Consider the following 25,331-nt stretch of genomic DNA (forward strand, 5'->3'; position numbering starts at 1 on the left):
GGGGCTGGATGACCGTCGTCGACGCCCACCAGCACTTCTGGAATCTGCGGACGGGTTCGTACCCGTGGCTGACTCCGGAGTCCGGGCCGATCTTCCGTACGTTCGAGCCGGAGGAGCTCATCCCCCAGCTCGCGGCGGCGGGGGTGGAGCGCACGGTCCTGGTGCAGTCGATGGACTCCTACGCCGACACCGACGCCATGCTCGCGCAGGCCGCCGCACACGACTTCATCGGCGCGGTGGTGGGCTGGGTGCCGCTCGACCGGCCGGAGGAGGCGGCGCGGGCGCTGGAGCGGTACCGGCGGCAGCCCAAGTTCGCCGGGATCAGGCATCTCATCCACGACGAGCCCGACCCCGACTGGGTGGTCCGGGACGAGGTGATCGAGGGGCTGCGGCTGCTGGCCGGCCTGGAGCTGCCGTTCGACGTGGTGGCGGTGCTGCCGCGGCATCTGGAGCACGTGCCGGTGCTGGCCGAGCGGGTGCCGGGGCTGCGGATGGTGATCGACCACCTGGCCAAGCCGCCGATCGCAGAGCAGGGCTGGGAGCCCTGGGCGTCGCTGCTGGCCCGCGCGGCGGAGTGCCCGGGGGTGTACGCCAAGGTGTCAGGGCTGAACACCGCGGCCGCGGCCGGCTGGACGGGTGAGGACCTGCGGCCGTACGTGGAGCACGCGGTGGAGCTGTTCGGGCCCGGGCGGCTGATGTTCGGCAGCGACTGGCCCGTGGCTCTGCTGGCCGGAGACTACGAGCGGGTGTGGCGGGAGACTCGGGTCGCGCTGTCGGGCCTGGGCGACATCGAGCGCGCCATGGTGCTCGGCGGCACCGCGACCCACTTCTACCGCATGCGGGAGGCTTCCTCGTGATCGACGTTTTCGCACCCATCGCGGCCGCCGCCGACCTGACGATCCCGCCGGCGCACCGCCTGCCGATCGCCGTCGTCGGGGCCGGCGCCATCGTGGACGTGGCTCACCTGCCCGCCTACCGGCAGGCCGGGCTGGAGGTGACCGGGCTGTTCGACCTCGACGGCGAGCGCGCGGCCGAGGTGGCCGCCCGTCACGGGGTGCCCAGGACGTACGGGTCGCTGGCGGAGTTGCTGGCCGACGAGCGGGTCGCGGTGGTGGACATCGCGGTCGCGCCCCAGGCGCAGCCCGGCATCGCGCGGGCGGCGCTGGCGGCGGGCAGGCACCTGCTGTGCCAGAAGCCGTTCGCCCCCGACGTCGCCACCGGCCAGGGGCTGGTGGACCTGGCGGCGGCCACCGGGCTCAAGATCGCGGTCAACCAGCAGCTCCGCTTCGACGAGGGCATCGCCGCCGCCCGCGCGATGGTGCGCGCCGGGTGGATCGGCGAGCCGACGGCGATGACGTTCACCGTGAACATCCTCACCGACTGGAGCGCCTGGGACTGGCTCGTCGCCACCGACCGGCTGGAGATCGTCTACCACTCGATCCACTACCTCGACGCGATCCGCTCGATCCTGGGCGACCCCGAGGTGGTCTTCTGCACCGGCAGCCGCACGCCCGGCCAGGTCGCCAAGGGCGAGACGCGCACGATGAGCACGCTGGTCTACCCGGGCGAGGTGCGGGCGCTGGTGCACGCCACGCACGAGAACCGCGCCGGCGACCAGGAGGCGTCCTTCCGCATCGACGGGACCGAGGGCGCGATCAAGGGCACGCTCGGCCTGCTGTACGACTATCCGCACGGCCGCCCCGACACCCTGGAGGTCAACAGCCGGGCGCTGCCGACGGACGGCTGGCTGCCGTACCCGGTGACCCGGCGCTGGCTGCCCGACGCGGTGGCCGGGCCGATGGGGTCGCTGCTGCGGGCGGTCGCCGAGGGCGGCGAGCCGGAGACCTCCGGCGCCGACAACCTCGGCACGCTGCGCCTGCTCGACGCGCTCTACCGCTCCATGGACAGCGGCGAGAGCCGGCGGCCAGGATCGTCCTCATGAAGCGCACCCGGGTCACGCTCGCCGACGTGGCGGCCATCGCGAAGGTGGATCGGGCCGTCGTCTCGCGCGTCGTCAACAAGGACCCCACGCTCAACATCCGGCCGGAGACGCGGGAGCGGGTGCTGGCCGCGATCGATGAGCTGGGCTACCGGCCCAACGTCGCCGCGCGCAGCCTGCGCACGTCGAGGGCGCACATGTTCGGGCTGTTCATCCCCGACTTCGCCAACCCGGTCTACGCCGAGATCATCAAGGGCGCGGAGGCGGAGGCGGCCGCGCAGGGATACGTGCTGGTCACCGGCAGCGCGACGGGCGCCGGGCTGGGCGAGTACATGGACCGGATCGGGCAGGGCCGCATCGACGGGCTGCTGCTGGCCGGGGCCGGCGACGAGTCGGGACTCACCGCGCAGCTCGACCAGGCGGCCATCCCGTGGCTGATGCTCAACAACCGCAGCAGGGGCGTCAAGCGGTACGTCATCCTCGACGACCAGCGGGCCGCCGCGCTCGCGGTCGAACACCTCGTACGCCTCGGCCACCGCCGCATCGCCCACCTGGCCGGCCCGTCGCGCGCCGACACGGCCGCCCGCAGGTCGGCCGGCTACTCGGCGGCGATGCGCGACGCGGGCCTGCCCGAGGGCCCGATCGTGGCGGCCGACTACACCCCGGCGGGCGGGGCGGCGGCCATGGCCCGGCTGCTGGCCGCCGCCGAGCCGCCGACGGCGGTGTTCGTGGCGAACGTGGCCTCGGCCATCGGGGCGATGGAGGGGGTGCGCGCGGCCGGGATGGAGATCCCCCGGGACGTCTCGATCGTCGCCGTGCACGACCTCGACCTGGCCAGCTACCTCTACCCGGCGCTGACCACGGTGCGGATGCCGCTGGCGGAGCTGGGCCGGCGGGGCGTGACGCTGCTGGGCAGCCTGAAGCCCGACGACACGGTGGCCGAGGTGCTGGCGGGCCCGATCGAGCTGATCCAGCGCCGCTCGACCGCTCCCCCGAACCGATGAGCTCTGTCATGAGCTGACTCCTGCCATGGCGGGAACCGGCCGGACACGAGCGGTCCGGCCGGACGGTGACGCGGCGCAGCGTCCCGGGCAGGCGGTGATGTTAGCGTTAACATCACCGGCTGAAAGCGGCCCGACCGTACGAACTCTGACAAGGCCTGTCAAGGCCGCCCCGGGTACTCGCAGCTCAGCCGAGGACAGGCGGCGATGTAAGTTTCACAGCCGGTTGACGGCCGCGAAAGGCCGCGCCTAAAGTGCGGGCCGACGCACCGGCGCAGCGTCCCCGGCAGGCGAACCGGCATACCCCCATGCCGAGGAGGACCCTTGCGCCGCCTGTCCCGTCTCGTCATCGCCGCCGCGACCGCGCTCCCGCTCCTGGGCGCCGCGCTCGCCTACCCCGATCCCGGCCGGGTCACCGGGGACGTCGTCGTGCACGACCCCACGATGATCCGCACGTCGTCCGGCTACGTGCTCTACTCCACCCACGGCTACCTGGAGGCCCGCACCTCCACCGACCGGATCGACTTCACCCGCGCGGGATCGGCCTTCCGTACGCCGCCGTCGTGGTGGCGGACGTACTCGTCGGGCAACGACCCGTGGGCACCGGACATCTCCCAGCAGGGCGGGAGATACCTGATGTACTACGCGGTCTCCAGCTTCGGCTCCAACAACTCCGCCATCGGCCTGGCCACCAGCTCCACCGGCCTGCCCGGCACGTGGAGCGACCAGGGCGTCGTCCACGCGACCACGACCAGCGACGACCACAACGCCATCGACCCGAACCTGCTGGTCGACTCCTCGGGACGGTGGTGGCTGAGCTTCGGCTCCTACTGGACCGGCATCCGCATGATCCGGCTCGACCCCTCGACCGGCAAGCGCCACTCCTCCGACCGGACGCTCCACCACCTGGCCACCCGGCCCGACGCCCCCTACGCCGTCGAGGCGCCCGACATCGTCAGGCACGGCAGTCACTACTACCTGTTCGCCTCCTACGACCGGTGCTGCGCGGGCACGAGCAGCACGTACAAGATCAAGGTCGGCCGCTCCGCCAGCCCCACCGGCCCGTACGTGGACCGCTCGGGCAGGTCCATGCTGAGCGGCGGCGGCACGACGGTCCTGGAGACCCACGGCCGCTACATCGGCCCCGGCGGCCAGAGCGTCATGTCCGACGTGGACGGCGACCTGCTCGTCTACCACTACTACGACGGAGCCGACAACGGCACGCCCAAGCTGGGGATCAACCTCATCGGCTGGGACTCTGCCGGCTGGCCGTACGTGTACTAGAGGGACGCCGGCCCGGGCAGGCACCGACCGCCCGGGCCGGCGGCCGCCCTGAGGGCTTCCTTTTCGGGCATCCGAATACAAATCATTGACATCCCCACAAACCGGACTTTAGCGTTGTGCGAAACGTTTCGACTCCCGTATCGGTCCGTCCCTGGAGCCCTCCATGACCTCGCTGCGTGACGTGGCCGAGCGTGCCCAGGTCGCGGTCAGCACCGCGTCCGCGGCGCTCAACGGCACCCGTCCGGTGGCGGCGGCGACCCGGCGGCGCGTCGAGCGGGCCGCCGAAGAGCTCGGGTACCGCCCGAACCTGCTGGCCCGCGGCCTGCAGAGCAAGCGCACCCGCATCCTGGCCCTGCTGTTCCCGGCCCCGCGTGGCGGTTTCGGCCCGACCGAGATGCGGTTCGCCACCGGCGCCGCCGAGGCGGCCCGCGAGCTGGGCTACCACCTCCTGCTCTCCCCCGAGAACGCCGACCCGATCGAGGAGCTGCGCCACCTGACCGGCCTGGGGCTGGTGGACGGCGTGCTGCTGATGGAGGTGCGGCTCGACGACGAGCGCGCGGAGTTCCTGGTGGCGGCCGGGGTGCCGTTCGGCATGATCGGGCGCACCCGCGACCCGGGGCCGATCGACTACGCCGACATCGACTTCGCCGCGACGGCCAGGGACGCCGTGGCGCACGTGGCCGGGCTCGGGCACCGCAAGCTGGCCTTCTTCAACCTCTCCGCGGACGCGTACGCGGCCCAGTACGGCCCCGCGATCCGGGCCGGCGCGGAGTTCGGCGCCGCCGCGCGGCAGGCCGGCATCGCGTACGTGGACGACTTCCGCCCCGGCTCCCCCGAGGAGGGCGCCGAGGCGTTCGACCGGCTGCTGGCCGGGCACCCCGACGTGACCGCGCTGGCGGTGATGGACGACCACGCGGCGGTCGGCGTGATCGCGGCCGTGGCGCGGCGCGGCTGGCGGATTCCCGGCGACCTGACGCTGATGCTGGTGCTGTCGTCGGCCCGGGTCGCCGAGATGTTCCACCCCCGGCTCACGACGCTGGAGCCGCCCAGCGCCGAGCTGGGGCGGCTCGGCGCGCAGATGCTCATCGACCGCTTGCAGGGGAACGCGCCGCCGCGGCAGCGGCTCGTGCCCTGCCGTCTGGTGGTCGGGGACAGCTCCGCGCCGCCACGTGAGGGAGTCACGTCATGAAGCCCGGTGCGGGAGTCACGTCGTCAAAGCTGGGGATGCACACGCTCACCGAGGGCCGCGGGCTGTTGTTCGGCGGGGACTACAACCCGGAGCAGTGGCCGGAGGAGGTCTGGGCGGAGGACGCCCGGCTGATGCGGGCCGCCGGGGTCAACCTGGTCACGGTCGGCGTGTTCAGCTGGGCGCGGCTGGAGCCGGAGCCGGGCAGGCGGGACTTCGGCTGGCTCGACCGGGTGCTCGACCTGATGGCGGAGCACGGGATCGCGGTGGACCTGGCGACGCCGACGGCCTCGCCGCCGCCGTGGCTGGGGCACCGGTGGCCGGAGACGCTGCCGGTGGACGAGGGCGGGCACCGGCTCTGGTACGGCTCGCGCAACCAGTTCTGCCCCTCCTCCCCCGTCTACCGGGAGCGGGCGCTGGAGATCGTGACCGCCCTGGCCGACCGGTACGCCGGCCACCCGGCGCTGGCCCTGTGGCACGTGGGCAACGAGCTGGGCGAGGTCTGCCACTGCGACGTCTCGGCCGCGGCGTTCCGCGCCTGGCTGCGGGAGCGGTACGGCGACCTCGGCACGCTCAACGAGGCGTGGGGCACCACGTTCTGGAGTCAGGGGTACGGCGACTGGGCCGAGGTCGTCCCGCCGCGCCGCGCCCCGTACATCATCAACCCCTCCCAGCGCCTCGACTGGTGGCGCTTCTGCTCCGACGCGCTGCTCGACCACTTCCGCGCCGAGCGGGACGTCGTGCGGGCGCGCACGCCGGGCACGCCGGTCACCACGAACTTCATGGGCTTGTTCAAGCGGGTGGACTACTGGTCGGTCGCCGCCGAGGAGGACGTGGTCGCCAACGACTGGTACCCGGAGCCGGGCGACCCGCTCGCCCCGGCCAGGACGGCGCTCACCCACGACCTCATGCGCGGCCTGGCCGGGGGCCGGCCGTGGCTGCTGATGGAGCAGTCCACGAGCGCCGTCAACTGGCGCCCGCACAACCTGCCCAAGCCGCCCGGCCAGTTCCGGCTGGAGTCGCTGCAGGCGCTGGCGCGCGGCGCGGACGGATTGTGCTACTTCCAGTGGCGGGCCTCCCGGTTCGGCGCCGAGCGCTTCCACGCCGCGATGGTGCCGCACGCCGGCGCGGAGACGCGGCTGCACGCGGCGGTGCGCGCGCACGGGCAGGAGCTGCGGAAGCTGGCGGGCCTGGCGGGCGAGCCGGTGCCGGCGCGGGTGGCGATGGTGTTCGGCTGGGAAAGCTGGTGGGCGCTGGAGGAGCGGGGCCGGCCCAGTGACCGGCTCAACGCCGTGGACCAGCTGCTGAGCTACTACGTGCCGTTCTTCGAGCGCGGGGTGAGCGTGGACGTGATGCCGCCCGCCGCCGACCTGTCGGCGTACGCGCTGGTCGTGGTGCCGAACCTGTTCCTGGTCAGCGACGAGGACGCGGCCGGGCTGACCGCGTACGTGCGCGGTGGCGGCGTGCTGGTGGTCGGGCCGTTCTCCGGGGTGGTGGACCCGCGGGCGCAGGTGCGTACCGGGCGGTTCCCCGCGCCGCTGCGGGAGGTGCTGGGCGCCTCCGGCGAGGAGTGGCTGCCGGCCCCGGAGGACCCGCCCGTGCGCTGCCGCTGGAACGGCGGCCCGGAGGACGGCCCGGTGGACGGGGCGGTGGACGGGGCGGTGGACGGCCCGGAGAACGGGGCGGAGTTCGCCGCGCGCACCTGGACCGAGCTGCTCACCGCGGAGGGCGCCGAGGTGGTGGCCGAGTTCGCCGGGGGCGACCTGGACGGGCGGCCCGCCGTGACGCGGCACCGCGCGGGCGCGGGCGTCGCCTGGTACGTGGCCACGATGCCCGAGCCGGCCGCGCTCGGCGCGCTGGCCGACCGGGTGCTGGCCGACGCCGGCGTGAGCGGCCTGGTCCCCGGGCTGCCGGAGGGTGTCGAGGCGGTCCGCCGCGGCGAGGTGCTGTTCCTGCTCAACCACGGCGACGCCACCGTACGCGTGCCGATCCCGCACGCCGCCGAGGACCTGCTGACCGGCTCCCCCGCGGAGGGCCACGTCACGCTGGCGGCCCGCGCGGTCGCCGCCCTGCGTCCCTGATCCCCCGGCCTCACCCCGAGAACGGATTGGCATGAAGTTCAAAGACGGCTACTGGCGGATGCGTCCCGGGGTGCGGGGCGAGTACGCCGTCGCGGCCCACGACGTGACCGCGGAGGCCGGCTCGCTGCGGATCCTCGCCCCCGCGCGGGAGATCGTTCACCGCGGCAGCACCATCGACGGGCCGGTCCTGCGGGTGGACCTGTCCTCGCCGATGCCGGACGTGATCCGCGTGCGCACGGTGCACCTCGCCGGATCCGTGCCGGACTCCCCCGCCTTCGCGGTGCGCGACGACCGGCCGGACGTGCTGATCGGCGTGGACGGCAAGGAGGCCGGCCTGACCAGCGGCGCCCTCACGGTCCGGGTCCGCAGGGACGCCCCCTGGGACATGACCTTCAGCGCCGGCGGCCGGGAGCTGACCCGTAGCGGCGGCAGGAGCCTGGGCGTCATGCACGACCCGGACGCGCGGCACTTCATGATCGAGCAGCTCGGGCTGAGCGCCGGCGAGCTCGTGTACGGCCTCGGCGAGCGCTTCGGCGCCTTCGTCCGCAACGGCCAGTCGATCGACATCTGGAACGAGGACGGCGGCACCAGCAGCGAGATCGCCTACAAGAACGTCCCGTTCTACCTCACCAACCGGGGCTACGGGGTGTTCGTCAACCACCCGGGCCGGGTGTCGTTCGAGGTGGGTTCGGAGTCGGTGTCGCGGGTGCAGTTCAGCGTCGAGGGCCACGACCTGGAGTACCTCGTCATCCACGGGCCGACGCCCGCCGAGATCCTGCGCCGCTACACGGCCCTGACCGGCCGCCCGGCGCTGCCGCCCGCCTGGTCGTTCGGGCTGTGGCTGTCCACCTCGTTCACCACCGACTACGACGAGGCGACGGTGATGTCGTTCGTGGACGGGATGGCCGAGCGGGACCTGCCCCTGAGCGTGTTCCACTTCGACTGCTTCTGGATGCGGCAGTTCCGCTGGTGCGACTTCGAGTGGGACCCCGAGGTGTTCCCCGACCCGAAGGGCATGCTGCGCCGCCTCAAGGAGCGCGGGCTGCGGGTCTGCCTGTGGATCAACCCCTACATCGGGCAGGCGTCGGCGTTGTTCGAGGAGGGGGCCGCGGCCGGGCACCTGCTGCGCAGGGCAGACGGCACGGTCTGGCAGGATGATCACTGGCAGGCCGGGCGGGCGCTGGTGGACTTCACCTCGCCCGCGGCCCGCGACTGGTACGCGGGCAAGCTGCGAGGGCTGCTCGACATGGGGGTGGACGCGTTCAAGACCGACTTCGGCGAGCGCATCCCGACCGACGTCGGCTACGCCGACGGCTCCGACCCCGAGCGGATGCACAACTACTACAGCCTGCTCTACAACCAGACCGTGCACGACGTGCTGGCCGAACGGCGCGGGCCGGGTGAGGTCGTGCTGTTCGCGCGCTCGGCCACGACCGGCGGGCAGCGGCTGCCGGTGCACTGGGGCGGTGACTGCGAGTCGACGTTCGAGGCGATGGCCGAGTCGCTGCGGGGCGGGCTGTCGCTGGGGCTGGCCGGGTTCGGGTTCTGGAGCCACGACATCGGCGGGTTCGAGGGGCGGCCCGATCCGGCGGTGTTCAAGCGGTGGGTGGCGTTCGGGCTGCTGTCGTCGCACAGCCGGCTGCACGGGAGCGGGTCGTACCGCGTGCCGTGGTCGTTCGACGAGGAGCCGGATGGGGAGTCCGTGGCGGTGCTGCGCTCGTTCACGCGGCTGAAGGCGCGGCTGATGCCCTACCTGTACGGCGCCGCCGTGCAGGCCGCGACCGAGGGCCTGCCGATGATGCGGGCCATGCAGCTGGAGTTCCCCGGCGACCGGGCCTGCGACTACCTGGACGCCCAGTACATGCTCGGCCCGGACCTGCTGGTGGCGCCCGTACTCTCGGCGGATGGGGAAATTTCGTACTACGTACCTGAGGGCACGTGGACGCGGCTGTTCGACGGCGAGACCGTCGCCGGGCCGGGGTGGCGTACCGAGCGGCACGGGTTCGACAGCCTGCCGCTGCTGGTGCGGCCGGGCGCGGTGATCGCCGTCGGCGCCCGCGACGACCGGCCCGACTACGACTACGCCGACGGCGTCACCCTCGCCGTCCACGAGCTCCCCGACGGCGCCGCCAGGACGGTCACCGTGCCCTCCCCCGTGCCCTCCCCCGTGCCGGCGCTCGGCGGCGGCGCCGCGGCCGTGTTCGAGGTCTCCCGCGAGGGTGACCGCCTGAGCGCCCGCCGCCTCGCGGGCGCGCCCGCCCCCTGGAACCTGCGCCACGCCGGGACGAACGCCGCCGCGGCTCCGGAGACCGACCACATCGAGATCATCGTCAGCGCCAAGGAGTGACATGCCTGCCTTCCCCGAGAACTTCCTGTGGGGCACCGCAACCGCCGCCTACCAGGTAGAGGGCGCCGCCACGGAGGACGGGCGCGGCCCGTCGATCTGGGACACCTTCTCCCACACGCCGGGCCTGGTGGCCAACGGCGACACCGGGGACGTGGCCTGCGACCACTACCACCGGCTGGAGGAAGACCTCGACCTCCTCGCCGGGCTGGGCGTCGGCGCCTACCGATTCTCCATCTCCTGGCCGCGCGTGCAGCCGGGCGGCCGCGGCCCGGTCAACGCGCCGGGCCTGGACTTCTACCAGCGGCTCGTGGACGGCCTGCTGGCCAGGGACATCGCCCCGGTGGCCACGCTCTACCACTGGGACCTGCCGCAGGAACTGGAGGACGCGGGCGGCTGGCCGCACCGCGACACCGCCGAGCGCTTCGCCGAGTACGCCCGGCTCATGGGCGAGGCGCTCGGCGACCGCGTCCGGACCTGGATCACCCTGAACGAGCCGTGGTGCTCGGCCTACCTGGGCTACGCCTCCGGCGTGCACGCCCCGGCCAGGACCGATCCGGCCGCCGCCCTGGCCGCCGTGCACCACCTCAACCTGGGCCACGGCCTGGCCGTGCAGGCACTGCGGACGACCGCCGCCAAGGGCGCGCAGATGTCGGTCACGCTCAACCTGCACCACGTGCGCGGCGTGTCCGAGCGCGACGCCGACGCGGTGCGGCGCGCGGACGCCCTGTCCAACCGGGCCTTCCTCGGCCCGATGCTGGAGGGCGCCTACCCGCGTGACCTGATCGCCGACACCGCCTCGGTGACCGACTGGTCGTTCGTGCGCGACGGCGACGAGGCCACCGCCTGCCAGCCGCTGGACGTGCTCGGGGTCAACTACTACAACCCGACGCTGGTGCGGCAGTGGGACGGCGTGACCCCGCGGGAGACCGCCGACGGGCACCAGGACGGGGCCGTCTCCCCATGGATCGCCTGCGAGGACATCGAGTTCGTCAGGCAGCCGGGGCCGTACACCGAGATGGGCTGGAACATCGACGAGACCGGCCTGACCGAGTTGCTGCTGCGCCTGCACCGCGACTACCCGGACCTACCGACGATGATCACCGAGAACGGCGCCGCGTTCCCCGACCCGGTCTCCCCCGACGGGCTCGTCCACGACGCGGACCGCGTCGACTACCTGCACCGCCACCTGACGGCCGTGACCGAGGCGATCGCGGCGGGGGCGGACGTGCGAGGCTACTTCGTGTGGTCGCTGATGGACAACTTCGAGTGGGCGCACGGCTACGCCAAGCGGTTCGGCATCGTCCGGGTGAACCGGGAGACGATGGAGCGCACCTGGAAGGACAGCGCCCACTGGTACAAGGACGTGGTGGCTTCGGGCAAGCTCCCCGGCTAGGGCTTGCGGCCCACGCCTCCCACGAAGGTTTGGTACGTGATGCCCAGCTCGGGCTGGTGCTCGCCGGGGTCCGGACGCCACTCCGGCAGCGGCACCAGACCGGGCTCCAGCAGTTCGAGCCCGTCGAAATAGGCGAGGATCTCCCCGTGGGTGCGCCACCGGCCGGTGCCGAGGTGCTCGTTGAAGAGCTTCTCCGCGGTGAAGGCCTGCTGCGACACCTCGGGGTGGGCCTGGCCGGGGTTGTGGAAGTGCGAGATCACCACGTGGCTGCCCGGGGCCAGCGGGCGCAGGAGCCGGGTCACGAGGCCCGCCGGGTCGTCCTGGTCCGACAGGTGGTGCAGGATCGCGAACATCAGCAGCCCGACCGGCTCGCTGAAGTCGATGAGGGCGCGCGTCCTGGGGTCGTCGAGGATCTTCTCGGGCTCGCGGACGTCGGCGTCGACGATCGTGGTGGTCTCGTCGACGGCGAGCAGGGCGCGGCCGTGGGCCAGGACGATCGGGTCGTGGTCGACGTACACGACGTGGGCGCCCGGGGCGGCGGACTGGGCGACCTCGTGCACGTTGCCCTGAGTGGGCAGGCCCGAGCCGATGTCCAGGAACTGCCGGACACCCGCCTCGGCGGCGAGATGGCGGACCGTGCGCCGCAGGAACTGCCGGTTGGACTGGGCGGCCTGGGGCGCGTCCGGCGCGATCTGCAGTGCCGCCGTGGCCACGTGGCGATCGATCTCGTAGTTGTCCTTGCCGCCGAGGAAGTAGTCGTAGACGCGGGCCACGCTCGGCTTGCTGGTGTCGATCCCGCTGGGCGTGCTCTCCTGCTCGCTGTCGGGCACTGTCGGCTCCTTGCGATGGTTCAGGGGGGGTCAGGCCCATGATCCTAATTGCGAGCTTCCCGTACGGGCGGGAAATTGATCAGGAAATGTCGCGATCCAGTTCGCTGCCCAGTTCACGGCTCAGTTCACGGCCCAGTTCACGGCCCAGTTCACGGCCCAGTTCACGGCGCAGCAGGCGGGCCGCGCCGGCCATGGCCCGCATCTTGCCCTCGGCCGACGCCCGGGGCAGATACTTCATCCCGCAGTCGGTGGCGATGACGATCCGCTCGGGCGGCACCCGCTCGAACGCCCGGCGCACCCGGTCCGCCACCACCTCGACCGGCTCGACCTCCGGCGTGGACAGGTCGATCACGCCGAGGATGACCGTCTTGTCCTTCAGGTCGGACAGCACCCCGAGGTCCAGCCCCGACTGCGCGGTCTCGATCGACACCTGCCGGACCGGGCAGCCGGCCAGCTCCGGCAGGAACGAGTACGCCTCCGGCCGCTCGTGGATGATCGCCGCATAGCCGAAGCAGATGTGCACCGCCGTCATGCCGGTGACGCCGTCGAGGGCGGCGTTCAGCGCGGCCAGGCCGTAGGCGCGCGCCGCCTCGGGCCTGGCCTGCATGTACGGCTCGTCGATCTGCACGATGTCGGCCCCGGCGGCGAACAGGTCGCGGATCTCGGCGTTGACCGCCGCCGCGTAGTCCATGGCGGCGGCCTCGGCGTCGGGGTAGTGGTCGTTCTGTGCCTGCTGGCTCATCGTGAACGGCCCCGGCACCGTCATCTTCACCACGTGATCGGTGTGCGCGCGCAGGAAGTTCAGGTCGTCCACCTCGACCGGGCGGGGCCGCCGGATGGGCCCGGAGATGCGCGGCACCGGGTTCGGGTGGCCGCTGCGGTCCAGCGCCGTGCCCGGGTTGTCCAGGTCGATGCCCTCCAGGGCGGTGGCGAAGTGGTTGGAGTAGCTCTCGCGCCGGATCTCCCCGTCGGTGACGATGTCGAGCCCGGCGCGCTCCTGCGCCCTGATCGCCAGCTCGGTGGCGTCGTCCTGGGCCTGGGACAGCAGGCCGGGCGGAATCCGCCACAACTCCCTGGCCCGAACGCGGGGCGGGAACCGGCCGGCCAGCTTGGCGCGGTCGATCAGCCACTCGGGCTGGGCGTAGCTGCCGACCAGCGACGTCGGCAGCAGCGGCAAGGAGATCACGGGGGCCCTCCCTCACGTCGGTCCTGGCCTCCACTGTGCCCCCGCCCCGCGGGGGTTACCAGCGGTCGAGGTGGAGCGCCTCGTCCAGGGGCTGGCGGTTGGCGGGACGGAACGTCTCGCCGGTGTAGTAGGCGGTGGGCAGGAGAACGCCCTGCCGGACGTTCCCGGGGATGCCGAGCAGCTCGGCGACCTCGCTCTCGTATGCCAGGTGCAGCGTGGTCCAGGCGGTGCCCAGGCCCCGGGCGCGGGCGGCCAGCATGTAGCTCCACGCGGCCGGCAGCAGCGAGCCCCACAGCCCCGACTGGTTGCCCTCGGGCAGCCCACCGGGCACCGTGATGCAGCCGATCACCAGTACGGGCACCTCGCCCATGTGGTCGGCCAGGTACGCGGCGCTGTCGGAGACCCGTTCCTGGGCCGCCGAACGCACCGGGTCGTCCCTGAACAGCGAGCGCGCCCCGCCGCCGGAGCCGTAGTACGCCTGCCAGGATCGCGCGTAGTAGCCGCCGATGGCCCTGCGCAGCTCGGGGTCGGTCACCACGATCCAGTGCCAGCCCTGCGAGTTGCCCCCGGTGGGTGCCTGGAGGGCGATCTCCAGGCACTCGCGTACCAGCTCCATCGGGACGGGACGGGTGAGGTCGAGGCGCTTGCGCACGCTTCGGGTGGTGGTGAGCAGCTCGTCGGCTGAGATCATCATGTGGTCATCATGCCCATGTCCGGACGTCCGCTCCAGACCACCCGTCGCCGCGTGTCAGGCCGCGCCGAGCCAGAGGTCCGGGCCGAACACCTCGTAGTGGATGTCGCGCGGGGCCACCCCGGCCTCGATGAGCCCGCCGCGGACGGCGCGCATGAATTCGACCGGCCCGCACATGTAGGCGACCGCGCCCTCGGGGATCTCGACGCCGTCCAGATCCATCCGCCCGGGGCGGGCCGTCTCGTGCTCGCCCTCCTCGTACCAGAAGACGCGCTCGCCGTCGGGCAGCGCGTCCGTCAGGCGCTCCATGTCCGCGCGCAGCGCGTGGCCGTCCCTGGAGCGGTCGCCGTGCAGCACCAGCACCCGGCGGGTGGACCCGGTGTCGGCCAGGTGGCGCAGCATCGCGGCGATCGGGGTGCAGCCGATGCCCGCCGAGACCAGGACGAGCGGCGCGTCGCCCTCCTCGAGGGACACGTCGCCGAACGGCGCGGACAGGGTCAGCTCGTCGCCCACCTTGACCGTGGCGTGCAGCAGCGAGGACACCTCCCCATCGGGCTGCCCGTCGCCGCGCACCCGCTTGACGGTGATGCTGCGGCAGCCGTCCCCGCCGTGCCCGGACAGCGTGTACTGCCGGAGCTGGCGCACGCCGTCGGGCATGGTCACCCGCACGCTGACGTACTGTCCGGGCCGGGCCGGCGGCACGGGCTCGTCGCCGATCGGCCGCAGCACCAGGGAGATCGCGTCCGCCGTCTCCTCGCGCCGCTCGACCACCCGCCACTGGCGCCAGGTCCGGCCGTCGCGCGCCCCGGCCTCGGCGTAGATGCGGGCCTCCATGGCGATCAGCGCGCCCGCCATCAGCCAGTAGACCTCGTCCCAGGCCGCCGCGATGTCGGGCGTGACCGCGTCACCGAGCACCTCGGCGATGGCCCCGAACAGGTATTTGTGCACGATGACGTACTGGTCGTCGGTCACTCCCACGGCGGTGTGCTTGTGGGCGATGCGCGCCAGCAGCGCGTCGGGCCGCTCGCCGGGGTTGGCCAGCAGCGCGCCCGCGAAGGCCGCCACCGCTCCGGCCAGGGCCTTGCGCTGCTCGCCGCTGCGCTGGTTGCCGCGGTTGAACAGGCCGTCGAGCAACTCGGGATGGTCGCCGAACATGGTGTCGTAGAACCGCGCCGTGATCGTCTCCAGCTCGGCCCCGACGACGGGCAGGGTGACACGGACGAGCTCCGCGGCTTTGGCGGACAGCATGATGAACCTCCACACAGCTGAATGAGTGTCTGGGATTCATCCGGCGGAGCGGGCGTCCCGGACGACGGCCGCGGCTTCGGGGGACAGCATGAAGTACCCAGACCCAATTAACTTGCATCTGAGATTCATATTATTTGGCCCGCGGGGCGGTCGCGTCGGCGGGTGCCGTGAGGGACAGCAGGACCGGGCCGGTGGGGGCGCTGACCAGGGATTCCACCGTGATCGTGTCGAGCGAGGCGTAGAAGGCCTCCTGCGCCTGGCGCAGCGCGGAACGCAGCCGGCAGGCCGCCCGCAGCGGGCACGGCGGGTCGTCCTCACAGCCCACCACGTCGCCCTCGGGCTCCAGGCCGCGCACCAGGCTCCCGACCGACGCGCCGCGGCCGGCCTCGGTGAGCTGGAGCCCGCCGCCCCGCCCCCGCCTGGCCTCCACCACGCCCAGCTCGCTCAGCCTGGCCACGGCCTTGGCGGCGTGGGTGTAGGGGACGGCCAGCATGCCGGCGGCGGTGCGGGTGGTCAGCAGCTCGTCCGGGCGCGCCACGGCCAGGCGCATCACGAGGCGCAGCGAGATGTCGGTGAAGGCGGTCAGGCGCATATTTCTTACGGTAGGCGCCGGCGCGGGCTGCCCCGCCCGTCAGGACCGGGGCAGCCCGGGGGACGGCGTCAGAGGCGGCCGAGCACCGACATCGCCGGAAGTGCCCGGTCGGCGTAGTCGAACAGCGCCTGGTTCTCCCAGCCGTTGCCCGACGCCGGGTCGGCCGGGTCCCAGCCGTTGCCCTTGACTCCGGTCCAGGTGGCCTCCCAGGCGAACAGGCCGAGGCCCAGGCCGTTCGGCACGGCGCGGACGATGTCGGCCACCCTGGTCAGCATCGCGGACTGGCCCTGCGGCGTGGCCCGGTAGCCGGGGTACGGCTCCGCGGAGACGATGATGTTCTCCCAGCCGTCGTCGTCGGCCGTGGTGAACGGGTAGGCCGTCTCGACCACGACCACGGGCTTGCCGTACCGGGTGGCCACGTCGTTGATGTTGGCCTGGAAGGTCTCCAGCGTGCCGTGCCAGTAGGCGTAGTACGACAGGCCGATCACGTCGTACCGGATGCCGTTGGCGGCGGCGTTGTCGAACCACCACCGGTAGAGGCCGTTGTCGCCGCCGTTGGCCAGGTGCAGCACGACCTTGGTCGAGCCGGACACGCGCTTGACCGCGTCGTAGCCGGCGTTCAGCAGCGCGGCGGTGTTCGCCCAGTTGGCGTTGGAGCCGTCCGGCCAGAGCAGGCCGCCGTTGATCTCGTTGCCCACCTGCACCATGTCGGCCGCGGTGCCCTGGCGGCGCAGCGCGTCGAGCACGTCGTACGTGTGGTCGTACACGGCCTGCCTGAGCTGGTCGAACGGGAGCGGCTCCCACGCGGCCGGCTTGAACTGCTTGCCCGGGTCGGCCCAGGTGTCGGAGTAGTGGAAGTCGACGAGCAGGCCCATGCCGAGCGCCTTGATCCGCCTGGCCACCGCGAGCACCTGCGTCTTGGTGTTGTAGCCGTCGGCCGGGTTCACCCAGACCTTGAGCCGCATGTAGTTGAGCCCGGCCTGCGACAGGATCCGCAGCGCGTCGCCCTGGCGCCCGCGGGCGTCGCGGTAGACGCCGCCGAAGGCCTCCGACTTGGCCAGGCTGGAGACGTCCGCGCCCCTGATCTGCAGGCGGCCGGGGCCGGCCTGCGCCTGGGCCGGCTGTGCCACGGCCAGGGCGGTGACCAGCAGCAGCGCGGTGAGTAACCGTTTCATCGGGTCTCCCTAGGGTTGGGGGGTCTCCACGACGACCGTGACCGCGCCGGCCTCGACGGTGACCGGCCCGTCGTGCCGTGCGCCGTCGAACACGCTCACGCCGCTCACCCCCTCCACTGTCACGGGCCGGTCGCCGTGGTTGATCAGGAAGACGTGGGCGCCCCTGCGCACCAGCTCGAGGGTGTCGGGCAGGCCGCGCGGGCGGGACACCTCCGCGCGGTCGAGCACCTGGGCGAGCAGGTCGCGCAGGCCGGTGGCCGGCGCGGTGGCGAGGTACCAGGCGGTGCCGGCGCCCAGGTCGTGGCGGGTGAAGGCGGGGTGGCCGGCATCGGGTCCCTCGGCGAAGTCCCGGACGGCGACCGCGCCCGCCGGGCGGATCCGCTCGGACCAGACGCGGGCTCTGGCCGGGGAGGGGCCGCCGCCGGTCAGCGCCACCGTCTCGTGCTCGCGGAGGGGGTGGAACTCCTCGATCGACAGGCCGAGCAGCTCGCGCAGCGCGCCGGGGTGGGCGCCAGGGTGGATGGTGTCGTACTCGTCCACGATGCCGGAGAAGTACGACACGAGCAGGTTCCCGCCCGCTTCCACGTACCGGTGCAGGTTCTTGGCGGAGGCCTCGGTCAGCAGGTACGAGCTCGGCGCCACCACCACCCGATATCCCGAAATATCGGCGGAAGGGTGGACGAAGTCCACCGTGACGTGCTCCCGCCACAACGCCTCGTAGAAGGCGTCCACCCGCTCCCGGAACGTCAGGTCCACCGACGGCCGCCAGTCCAGCTCCAGCGCCCAGTACGACTCCCAGTCCCAGACGATCGCCACCTCGGCCCGCACCCGGCTGCCCCGCAGACCGGCCAGCCGCCGCAGGTCGGCACCCAGCCGCACGACCTCGCGCCACTGCTCGGAATCCGTCCCGGCGTGCGGCACCATGCCCGAGTGGAACTTCTCGGCGCCGAACCGCGAAGCCCTGAACTGGAAGAACAGCACGCTGTCCGAGCCGCGAGCGACGTGCGCCAGGCTGTTGCGGCGCATCTCGCCGGGCCGCTTGGCGAGGTTGCGCGGCTGCCAGTTGACCGCGCCCGCCGAGTGCTCCATCAGCATCCACGGCGCGCCGCCCGCCACGGACCTGGCGAGGTCGGCGGACATGGCCAGCTCGATGTGGTTGTCGGGGCGCTCGGCCTTGAGGTAGTGGTCGTTGGCGATCACGTCCAGCTCGCGGGCCCACTGCCACAGGTCGGTGGACTTGCAGTTCACGGTGCCGGCGAAGTTCGTGGTGATCGGCAGGCCGGGTGCCAGCTCGCGCAGGATGTCGCGCTGCAGCACGTAGTGCTCGCGGTGCTGGCCGTCGCTGAAGCGGGCGTAGTCGAGGCGCTGGGCCGGGTTGACGACCGTGTGGTTGGCGCGCGGGGCGTCGATCTCGGACCAGTCGGTGTACGTCTGGCCCCAGAACGTGGCGCCCCAGGCATCGTTCAATGCGGAAATATCGCGATATGTGGCTTCAAGCCACCTCCGCCACGCCGCCACGCTGTGCGCGCAGTAGCACTCGCCGAGCGGGGCCCCGTACTCGTTGTGCACGTGCCACATGACCACGGCCGGATGGCCGCGGTAGTGCTCGCCCAGCGCCCGCACCAGCCGCGCGGTCGCCTCCCGGAAGGCCGGGGCGCTGGAGCAGGCGCTCTGCCTGCCGCCGAACCCGATCCGCAACCCCTCCCTGGTCACCGGCAGCACGTCGGGGTGCGCGGCCACGAACCAGGCGGGCGGGGCGGCGGTCGGGGTGGCCAGGTCGACCGCGACGCCGGCCGCGTGCAGCCGGTCGATGACCTCGTCCAGCCAGCCGAACTCGTAGCGCCCTTCGGCGGGCTCCATCAGCGTCCACGAGAACATGCCCAGGCTGACCAGGTTCACCCCGGCCTCGCGCATCAGGGCCACGTCCTCTTCCAGGACCTCGCGCGGCCACTGCTCCGGGTTGTAGTCGCCGCCAAAGGCGATCCCGGCAGGACGCTCCGGATACATCCATCCCCCTCGAAATACTTCTGTGAACGTGCACAGTAAAGCTGACCGGGTCTGCTTGGGAACCGTTGCCCGCTAATTTCACGCTCTTCCTGGAGATTAACGAGAACGTAACGACCCCTTGACGACCGTTTCCGCGCTGTTCCACTCTGTGCACGTTCACAGAACCCTCTGGAGGTACGCATGCGCGCCCCCCGCCTTGGAGCAGCCCTGGCCGTCGCACTCACGGCCACCCTCGCGAGCTGCGGCTCCAGCGAGCCCGTCGAGAGCACCGAGGCGGCGCAGAGCCCCACGGCCGCCGCCCAGGGTCCGGTCAAGCTCACGTACTGGACCTGGGCCCCGAACATGGACAAGATCGTCGAGGTCTGGAACAAGGCCCACCCGGACATCCAGGTGACGGTGAGCAAGCAGGCCGGCGGCGACGACGCGGCGGCCAAGTTCCTCACCGCGGCCAAGGCCGGCAACCCGCCCGACCTGGTGCAGGCCGAGTACCAGCACCTTCCGTCGTTCATCGCCGCCGACGCGGTGGCCGACCTCAAGGCCGAGACCGCCGCGATCAAGGGCGAGTTCACCGAGGGCCTGTGGGGCCTGGTGACGCTGGGCACCGAGTCGGTCTACGGCGTCCCGCAGGACAGCGGCCCGATGATGCTCTTCTACCGCAAGGACCTGTTCGACAAGTACGGCATCGCGGTCCCCAAGACCTGGCAGGAGTACGGGGACGCCGCCCGCACGGTCAGGAAGAAGGACCCGAAGGCGTACCTCGGCACGTTCTCCAGCAAGGATCCGGGAGCGTTCACAGGGCTGGCGCAGCAGGCCGGGGCGCAGTGGTGGGCGATCAGCGGCGAGTCGTGGAAGGTGAACATCGCCGACGAGCCCACGAAGAAGGTCGCCGACTACTGGGACGGCCTGGTCAAGGAGGGCGCCATCGACGACATGCCCTACTTCACCCCGGACTGGAACAAGGCGCTCAACGACGGCAAGCTGCTGACCTGGCCGTCCGCGATCTGGGCGCCGGGCGTGCTGTCCAGCAACGCGCCCAAGGCCAAGGGCAAGTGGGCCGTCGCGCCGCTGCCGCAGTGGAACGCCGGCGAGAGCTACAGCGGCTTCTGGGGCGGCTCGTCCACGGCCGTGTCGGCCAAGACCCCGCACAAGGCCGCCGCCGCCCAGTTCATCACGTGGCTCAACACCGACCCCGCCGCCATCGACCTGCTCGTCAAGGAGGCCGCGATCTACCCGGCCTCGACCAAGGCGCAGGCGGCGCTCGGCGCGGCCCCCGAGTACTTCGCCGGCCAGCCCGACTTCTGGCAGCAGGCCGCCGCGGTGTCCGCCGGGGCGCGCGGGTTCACCTTCGGCCCGAACGTCGGCGTGACGTACAACGCCTTCAGGGACGGCTTCGACAAGGCGCTGCAGGCGAAGACCCCGTTCGCCGACGCCGTGCAGGCCATGCAGGACGCCACGGTCGCGGACATGCGCAAGGCCGGCTTCCAGCTCTCGTCATGAAGCGCTCGGAAAGGGGGATCTGGCCGTATCTCTTCCTGACCCCCGCGATGGTGCTGTTCACGCTGTTCCTCGCGGTGCCCATCGGCTACACCGTCTACCTGGCGACGCGCCGTACCAAGGTCTCCGGGCTGGGGCTGGGCAGGGGCGCGCGGCGGGAGGTGTTCGTCGGGTTCGACAACTTCGCCGCCGCCCTGGCCGACGGCGAGCTGTGGAGCGGGTGGCTGCGGGTGCTCGGGTACGGCGCGCTGGTGCTGGTCGTGATGCTGGGGCTGGCGCTGCTGTTCGCGCTGCTGCTGGACTCGGCGCGGGTGCGGCTGGCCCGGTTCTCGAGGATCGCGATCTTCCTGCCGTACGCGGTGCCGGGGGTGGCGGCCACGCTGCTGTGGGGCTTCCTCTACCTGCCCTCGCTCAGCCCGATCAGGGAGCTCCTGGACATCGACTTCCTGGGCGCCACCACCGTCACGTACTCCATGGCGAACGTGGCGGTGTGGGGCGGGGTCGGCTTCAACATGCTCGTGCTCTACACCACGCTCCGGGCGATCCCGCGCGACCTGTACGAGGCCGCGCGGCTCGACGGCGCCTCCGAGTTCCAGATCGCCGTCCGCGTCAAGATCCCGATCCTGACCCCGGCGATCATCCTGACCACCGTGTTCTCGATCATCGCGACCGTCCAGGTGTTCACCGAGCCCACCACGCTGCGCCCGCTGACCAACACGATCAGCTCCACCTGGAGCCCGCTCATGAAGGTCTACCGCGACGCCTTCGTCACCGGCGACCTGTACTCGGCCGCCGCCACCTCGATCGTCATCGCGGCGGTCTCGCTCGTCCTGTCGTTCGGATTCCTGCGCGTGGTCCGCAACCGCGCCTTCGGGGAGGGCTGATGGTCACGGTCACCGCGACCCCCGCACGCCGCCGGGCCCGCGTGGGCGCGGGCCGGCCGATCGGCGCCGTGCCGACCGCGCTGCTGCTGATCGGCGCGCTCTACTGCCTGTTCCCGGTGGCCTGGGTACTGATCGCGGCCACCAAGTCGCCGGCCGAGCTGTTCAGCACCTCGACGCTCGCCTTCGGCACCGGCTTCCTGAATAACGTCGCCGAGCTGTTCGCCTACCGGGACGGGGTGTTCTGGCTCTGGGCCGGCAACACGCTGGTCTACGCGGGCGGGGGCGCGCTGCTGTCCACCGCGGTCTCGGCGATCTCCGGGTACGCGCTGGCCAAATTCCGCTTCCCCGGCCGCGACGCCATCTTCAACCTGCTCATCGGCGGCATCCTGGTGCCCGCCGTGGTGCTGGCGATCCCGCAGTACCTGCTGTTCTCCAAGATCGGCCTGGCCGACAGCCACTGGGCCGTGCTGCTGCCGCAGATCCTGCACCCGTACAGCATCTACCTGGCCCGCATCTACGCCACCGCGGCCATCCCCGACTCCCTGCTGGAGGCGGGGCGGATCGACGGGGCCGGCGAGTGGCGGCTGATGTCGCGGGTGGCGATGCCGCTGATGGTGCCGGGCATGGTGACGATCTTCCTGTTCCAGTTCGTGGCGATCTGGAACAACTTCCTGCTGCCGTTCATCATGCTCGGCGACGACGGCAAGTTCCCGCTCACGGTCGGCCTCTACACGCTGCTGGCGGCCGGCGCGAACCAGCCCGCCCTCTACAACCTGATCCTCACGGGCGCGTTCCTGTCGATCGTGCCCCTGATCGCGCTCTTCCTCACGATGCAGCGATACTGGAAGACCGACCTGTCCTCCGGAGCCGTGAAGTGAAGCGCCCTACGATCCACGACGTCGCCGCCGCCGCGGGCGTGTCCCGCGGCACGGTGTCCCGTCTCCTCAACGGGGACAAATACGTCAGCCCGGCGGCGCGCGTGGCCATCGAGCGAGCCATCTCGGAGACCGGCTACGTCGTCAACCGGGCCGCCCGCAGCCTGGTCACGCAGCGCACCGGCTCAGTCGTGATGGTCCTGTCCGAGCCGCACGAGAAGCTGTTCGAGGACCCCAACTACAGCACCATGATCAGGGTGGCGATCAGGATGCTGGCCGAGCGCGACCTGTCGCTGGTGATGATGCTGGCCGGCGACGAGAGCGACCGGGAGCGGGTGGTGCGCTACGTGCGGGGCGGCCACGCCGACGGGGTGCTGCTGGTCTCGACGCACGCGGGCGACCCCCTGCTCGACGCGCTGCACACGGGGCCGCCCGCGGTCTCCTGCGGCGCGGTCATCGGCCGCGAGACCGTTATCCCGTACGCCGCCGCCGACGATCGCCTCGGCGCCCGCCAGATGACCGAATACTTCGTCTCCCTCGGCCGCCGGCGGATCGCCATGATCACCGGCCCCATGGACACGCCGGGCGGCATCCAGCGGCTGGAGGGCTTCGCCGACGTGCTCGGGCGCAAGGCTACCTCGAAGCTGATCGCGCACGGCGACTGGACGCAGGCCAGTGGCGAGCGGGCGATGACGGAGCTGCTGGAGCGCGCGCCCGACATCGACGCCGTCTTCGTGGCCTCCGACCTGATGGCGGCCGGGGCGCTGGCGGCGCTGCGCGCGGCGGGCCGTCGGGTGCCGGAGGACGTGGCGGTGGGCGGCTTCGACGACTCCTCGGTGGCCATCTCGACCCATCCGCCGCTGACCACGATCCGGCAGCCGCTGGCGGAGATGGCCCAGGAGACGATGCGGCTGCTCCTGGCCCTCATCGACGGGGCGGGGCACGTCGATCCGGTGATACTGCCCACGGAGCTGGTGATCCGCGAGTCAGCCTGAGCGTTTTGCCCCTATTGCCGGAGTTTCCGCAGTACGATCACGCCAGCTGACGTACCCGAAGGAGCCTGCGATGGCTGGTTACGAGCGGGAGCGGGCGCCCGGGAACATCGACACCACCAAGCCCAATGTCTCCCGCGTCTACGACTTCATGCTCGGCGGCAAGGACAACTACGAGGCCGACCGCCGCATGGCGAAGCTGGCGCTCGAGATCGCCCCCGACGCCCCGGAGGCCGCCCGCGCGAACCGGGAGTTCCTCGGACGGGTGGTCCGTCACCTGGCCGCCGAGGCCGGCATCCGCCAGTTCCTGGACATCGGCTCGGGGCTGCCCACGCAGGGCAACGTCCACGAGATCGCCCAGTCGGCCACCGCCGGCGCCCGCGTCGTCTACGTCGACAACGACCCGACCGTCCTGGTGCACGGCCGCGCCCTGCTCGCCGTGGACGACGACGCCACCACGGTCGTGGAGGCCGATCTGAGGGACCCCGACGGGATCATCGACGATCCGGAGGTCCGGCGCCTCATCGACTTCGACCGGCCGGTAGGCCTGCTGATGTTCGCGATCCTGCACCACCTGGCCGACGAGGAGGACCCGGCCGGGATCGCCCGCCGCATGGTGGACCGCCTGGCCCCGGGCAGCTACCTGGCCGTCTCCCACTTCCACAACCCGGGCCTGGCCCATCCGGAGGTGTCTCGGCAGGCGTTCGCGGCCGAGAAGATCTTCAACGAGACGCTGGGCACCGGCCGGTGGCGGACCCGTGCGGAGATCCTCGCCTGCTTCGACGGGCTGGAGCTGCTGGAGCCGGGGTTGGTGCCGCTCCCGGAGTGGCGCCCGGACTCCGACGACCAGGCCGAGCCCGGCATCACCTACCACACCTTCGTCGGGGCGGTCGGCCGCAAGGGTCAGGCCACGCCCGCGTAGACCCAGCGGCCCTCGTGCCGCACGAACCGGCTGTTCTCCTCCATCACGCCGGGCCGTCCCCGATCCAGGTAGTGGGCGCGGAAGCGGACGGTGCCCTCGGTGTGCACGACGCTGCCGCCGCTGGTCTCCAGCACCTCCAGCCGTACCCACTTCACCCTCTTGTCCAGGCCGACGGTGGCCGGGCGGGCGGAGGGATGCCAGGTGCGCAGCAGGTAGGCCTCGTCCCCGACGCCGAACGCGCTGAAGCGGGAGCGCATGAGCTGCTCGGCGGTGGTGGCCGTCGCCTCGCCCCGGTGCAGCCTGCCGCAGCAGTCCTGGTAGGGGGCGGGCAGGCCGCAGAGACACGTACGAGGAGGCATGCGCCCTATTCTGCCCCCAGCCGGACCGTGAGATCGGTGAGGGTCGGGCCGAGCGGGGCGTCCAGGGTGAGGGCCGCGTCGGCGTCGGCGCCGGTCGGCCCCTGGTTGACGATGGCGATGGGGATGCCCAGCGCGGCGGCCTTGCCGGCGAACCGCAGCCCTGACCTGATCGCCAGCGACGACCCGAGCACGAGCAGCGCCCGCGCCCCGCCCACGACCGCGAAGCACTCGTCCACGCGCGGCTTGGGCACGTTCTCGCCGAAGAACACCACGTCCGGCTTGAGCACCCCGCCGCACCCGGAGCAGTCCACCATCCGGAACCCGGCGACCTGCTCGTCGGTGAGCACGGCGTCGCCGTCGGGGTTGATCCGGCCGCTGCCCTCCCAGTCGGGGTTGGCCTCGCGCAGGCGGCGCTCCAGCTCGGCGCGCGGCGTGCGCTCCCGGCACGACAGGCAGACGACGCGGTCGAGCCCGCCGTGCAGCTCGATCACCCGCTCCGCGCCGGCCGCCTGGTGCAGGCCGTCGACGTTCTGGGTGACGATGCCGGCCAGCAGCCCGCGCCGCTCCAGCTCGGCCACCGCCCGGTGCCCGGCGTTCGGCCGGGCCTGCCCGATCTGCCGCCAGCCGACGTGGCTGCGCGCCCAGTAGCGTTGCCGCGCCTGCGCGCTGCCGACGAACCGCTGGTAGGTCATCGGCTCGGCGCGCCGGGCCCGCCCTGTCGGCCCCCGGTAGTCGGGGATGCCCGATTCGGTGGACAGCCCGGCCCCGCTGAGCACGGCCACCTGTCCCCTGGCGACCAGCTCGACCAGCTCCGTCACCTTCGTGGTGCTAGGTGTCACATCCCT

22 protein-coding genes are annotated in these 25,331 nt (G+C 72.2%); 13 read left to right on the top strand and 9 right to left on the bottom strand.

Annotated features, from left to right (window positions below):
- The first annotated feature begins 8 nt into the window (after positions 1-8).
- From AB0J69_RS22165 to AB0J69_RS22200, 8 genes are all read left to right on the top strand, one after another.
- Positions 9-857, top strand: coding sequence for an amidohydrolase family protein (locus tag AB0J69_RS22165; protein WP_364120059.1), 849 nt, complete (start codon positions 9-11; stop codon positions 855-857).
- The gene (locus tag AB0J69_RS22170) at positions 854-1,942 is read left to right on the top strand and encodes a Gfo/Idh/MocA family oxidoreductase (RefSeq protein ID WP_364120061.1); all 1,089 of its coding nucleotides are present in this window, start codon (positions 854-856) and stop codon (positions 1,940-1,942) included. The genes AB0J69_RS22165 and AB0J69_RS22170 overlap by 4 nt, the downstream gene beginning before the upstream one ends.
- Positions 1,939-2,943 (top strand): LacI family DNA-binding transcriptional regulator, encoded by a 1,005-nt coding sequence (locus AB0J69_RS22175; RefSeq protein ID WP_364120064.1) that lies wholly within the window; start codon positions 1,939-1,941, stop codon positions 2,941-2,943. The genes AB0J69_RS22170 and AB0J69_RS22175 overlap by 4 nt, the downstream gene beginning before the upstream one ends.
- A 321-nt stretch (positions 2,944-3,264) precedes the next feature.
- Entirely contained in the window at positions 3,265-4,224 is a 960-nt protein-coding gene (locus tag AB0J69_RS22180) for an arabinan endo-1,5-alpha-L-arabinosidase (RefSeq protein WP_364120067.1), read from the top strand.
- Between the two features lie 163 nt (positions 4,225-4,387).
- Positions 4,388-5,413 carry a LacI family DNA-binding transcriptional regulator gene (locus AB0J69_RS22185; RefSeq protein WP_364120070.1) on the top strand — a complete coding sequence of 342 codons (1,026 nt, stop codon included), beginning with the start codon at positions 4,388-4,390 and terminating at the stop codon, positions 5,411-5,413.
- Positions 5,410-7,491, top strand: coding sequence for a beta-galactosidase (locus tag AB0J69_RS22190; protein WP_364120073.1), 2,082 nt, complete (start codon positions 5,410-5,412; stop codon positions 7,489-7,491). Before AB0J69_RS22185 ends, AB0J69_RS22190 begins: the two co-directional genes overlap by 4 nt.
- 31 nt (positions 7,492-7,522) lie before the next feature.
- On the top strand, positions 7,523-9,838 hold the full coding sequence (yicI, locus tag AB0J69_RS22195; RefSeq protein WP_364120076.1) for an alpha-xylosidase: 2,316 nt from the start codon (positions 7,523-7,525) through the stop codon (positions 9,836-9,838).
- Between the two features lies 1 nt (position 9,839).
- Positions 9,840-11,231: a GH1 family beta-glucosidase gene (locus AB0J69_RS22200; protein WP_364120079.1), complete on the top strand. Its 1,392-nt coding sequence runs from the start codon at positions 9,840-9,842 to the stop codon at positions 11,229-11,231.
- Here the strand turns inward: AB0J69_RS22200 and AB0J69_RS22205 are convergent.
- From AB0J69_RS22205 to AB0J69_RS22235, 7 genes are all read right to left on the bottom strand, one after another.
- Entirely contained in the window at positions 11,228-12,061 is an 834-nt protein-coding gene (locus tag AB0J69_RS22205) for an SAM-dependent methyltransferase (protein ID WP_364120082.1), read from the bottom strand. The genes AB0J69_RS22200 and AB0J69_RS22205 overlap by 4 nt on opposite strands.
- 79 nt (positions 12,062-12,140) lie before the next feature.
- A complete protein-coding gene (locus tag AB0J69_RS22210; protein ID WP_364120085.1) occupies positions 12,141-13,247 on the bottom strand; it encodes a hypothetical protein in 1,107 nt (368 codons plus the stop codon).
- Between the two features lie 55 nt (positions 13,248-13,302).
- Positions 13,303-13,941: a nitroreductase family protein gene (locus AB0J69_RS22215; RefSeq protein WP_364120088.1), complete on the bottom strand. Its 639-nt coding sequence runs from the start codon at positions 13,939-13,941 to the stop codon at positions 13,303-13,305.
- Positions 13,942-13,995: 54 nt separating this feature from the next.
- On the bottom strand, positions 13,996-15,186 hold the full coding sequence (locus AB0J69_RS22220) for a globin domain-containing protein (RefSeq protein WP_364120091.1): 1,191 nt from the start codon (positions 15,184-15,186) through the stop codon (positions 13,996-13,998).
- Positions 15,187-15,316: 130 nt separating this feature from the next.
- A complete protein-coding gene (locus AB0J69_RS22225; protein WP_364120094.1) occupies positions 15,317-15,778 on the bottom strand; it encodes an Rrf2 family transcriptional regulator in 462 nt (153 codons plus the stop codon).
- 68 nt (positions 15,779-15,846) lie between these two features.
- Positions 15,847-16,953 carry an arabinogalactan endo-1,4-beta-galactosidase gene (locus AB0J69_RS22230; RefSeq protein ID WP_364120097.1) on the bottom strand — a complete coding sequence of 369 codons (1,107 nt, stop codon included), beginning with the start codon at positions 16,951-16,953 and terminating at the stop codon, positions 15,847-15,849.
- Positions 16,954-16,962: 9 nt separating this feature from the next.
- Positions 16,963-18,960 carry a beta-galactosidase gene (locus AB0J69_RS22235; RefSeq protein ID WP_364120100.1) on the bottom strand — a complete coding sequence of 666 codons (1,998 nt, stop codon included), beginning with the start codon at positions 18,958-18,960 and terminating at the stop codon, positions 16,963-16,965.
- 180 nt (positions 18,961-19,140) lie between these two features.
- Here AB0J69_RS22235 and AB0J69_RS22240 point away from each other — a divergent pair, with 180 nt between their 5' ends.
- The 5 genes from AB0J69_RS22240 (at position 19,141) to AB0J69_RS22260 (ending at position 24,127) form a co-directional block, all read left to right on the top strand.
- Positions 19,141-20,457 (top strand): sugar ABC transporter substrate-binding protein, encoded by a 1,317-nt coding sequence (locus AB0J69_RS22240; protein ID WP_364120103.1) that lies wholly within the window; start codon positions 19,141-19,143, stop codon positions 20,455-20,457.
- On the top strand, positions 20,454-21,338 hold the full coding sequence (locus AB0J69_RS22245) for a sugar ABC transporter permease (RefSeq protein WP_364120106.1): 885 nt from the start codon (positions 20,454-20,456) through the stop codon (positions 21,336-21,338). Before AB0J69_RS22240 ends, AB0J69_RS22245 begins: the two co-directional genes overlap by 4 nt.
- Positions 21,338-22,216 (top strand): carbohydrate ABC transporter permease, encoded by an 879-nt coding sequence (locus AB0J69_RS22250; RefSeq protein ID WP_364120108.1) that lies wholly within the window; start codon positions 21,338-21,340, stop codon positions 22,214-22,216. Before AB0J69_RS22245 ends, AB0J69_RS22250 begins: the two co-directional genes overlap by 1 nt.
- A complete protein-coding gene (locus tag AB0J69_RS22255) occupies positions 22,213-23,208 on the top strand; it encodes a LacI family DNA-binding transcriptional regulator (protein WP_364120111.1) in 996 nt (331 codons plus the stop codon). The genes AB0J69_RS22250 and AB0J69_RS22255 overlap by 4 nt, the downstream gene beginning before the upstream one ends.
- 70 nt (positions 23,209-23,278) lie before the next feature.
- The gene (locus AB0J69_RS22260; RefSeq protein ID WP_364120114.1) at positions 23,279-24,127 is read left to right on the top strand and encodes an SAM-dependent methyltransferase; all 849 of its coding nucleotides are present in this window, start codon (positions 23,279-23,281) and stop codon (positions 24,125-24,127) included.
- Here AB0J69_RS22260 and AB0J69_RS22265 read toward each other — a convergent pair.
- Together AB0J69_RS22265 and AB0J69_RS22270 are read right to left on the bottom strand one after the other, a co-directional pair.
- Positions 24,109-24,486, bottom strand: coding sequence for a YchJ family metal-binding protein (locus AB0J69_RS22265; RefSeq protein ID WP_364120117.1), 378 nt, complete (start codon positions 24,484-24,486; stop codon positions 24,109-24,111). The two genes, AB0J69_RS22260 and AB0J69_RS22265, sit on opposite strands and share 19 nt — an antisense overlap.
- Positions 24,487-24,491: 5 nt before the next feature.
- Entirely contained in the window at positions 24,492-25,325 is an 834-nt protein-coding gene (locus tag AB0J69_RS22270) for an NAD-dependent protein deacetylase (RefSeq protein WP_364120120.1), read from the bottom strand.
- Between the last annotated feature and the right edge of the window lie 6 nt (positions 25,326-25,331).

Source organism: Nonomuraea sp. NPDC049709 (genome assembly GCF_040674815.1).
Taxonomy (GTDB): domain Bacteria; phylum Actinomycetota; class Actinomycetes; order Streptosporangiales; family Streptosporangiaceae; genus Nonomuraea.

Coding starts and splice junctions, on each gene's coding strand:
- AB0J69_RS22165 (WP_364120059.1), top strand. CDS start 9: ATGACCGTCGTCGACGCCCACCAGCACTTCTGGAATCTGCGGACGGGT.
- AB0J69_RS22175 (WP_364120064.1), top strand. CDS start 1,939: ATGAAGCGCACCCGGGTCACGCTCGCCGACGTGGCGGCCATCGCGAAG.
- AB0J69_RS22185 (WP_364120070.1), top strand. CDS start 4,388: ATGACCTCGCTGCGTGACGTGGCCGAGCGTGCCCAGGTCGCGGTCAGC.
- AB0J69_RS22190 (WP_364120073.1), top strand. CDS start 5,410: ATGAAGCCCGGTGCGGGAGTCACGTCGTCAAAGCTGGGGATGCACACG.
- yicI (WP_364120076.1), top strand. CDS start 7,523: ATGAAGTTCAAAGACGGCTACTGGCGGATGCGTCCCGGGGTGCGGGGC.
- AB0J69_RS22200 (WP_364120079.1), top strand. CDS start 9,840: ATGCCTGCCTTCCCCGAGAACTTCCTGTGGGGCACCGCAACCGCCGCC.
- AB0J69_RS22215 (WP_364120088.1), bottom strand. CDS start 13,941: ATGATGATCTCAGCCGACGAGCTGCTCACCACCACCCGAAGCGTGCGC.
- AB0J69_RS22220 (WP_364120091.1), bottom strand. CDS start 15,186: ATGCTGTCCGCCAAAGCCGCGGAGCTCGTCCGTGTCACCCTGCCCGTC.
- AB0J69_RS22225 (WP_364120094.1), bottom strand. CDS start 15,778: ATGCGCCTGACCGCCTTCACCGACATCTCGCTGCGCCTCGTGATGCGC.
- AB0J69_RS22230 (WP_364120097.1), bottom strand. CDS start 16,953: ATGAAACGGTTACTCACCGCGCTGCTGCTGGTCACCGCCCTGGCCGTG.
- AB0J69_RS22235 (WP_364120100.1), bottom strand. CDS start 18,960: ATGTATCCGGAGCGTCCTGCCGGGATCGCCTTTGGCGGCGACTACAAC.
- AB0J69_RS22240 (WP_364120103.1), top strand. CDS start 19,141: ATGCGCGCCCCCCGCCTTGGAGCAGCCCTGGCCGTCGCACTCACGGCC.
- AB0J69_RS22245 (WP_364120106.1), top strand. CDS start 20,454: ATGAAGCGCTCGGAAAGGGGGATCTGGCCGTATCTCTTCCTGACCCCC.
- AB0J69_RS22250 (WP_364120108.1), top strand. CDS start 21,338: ATGGTCACGGTCACCGCGACCCCCGCACGCCGCCGGGCCCGCGTGGGC.
- AB0J69_RS22260 (WP_364120114.1), top strand. CDS start 23,279: ATGGCTGGTTACGAGCGGGAGCGGGCGCCCGGGAACATCGACACCACC.
- AB0J69_RS22265 (WP_364120117.1), bottom strand. CDS start 24,486: ATGCCTCCTCGTACGTGTCTCTGCGGCCTGCCCGCCCCCTACCAGGAC.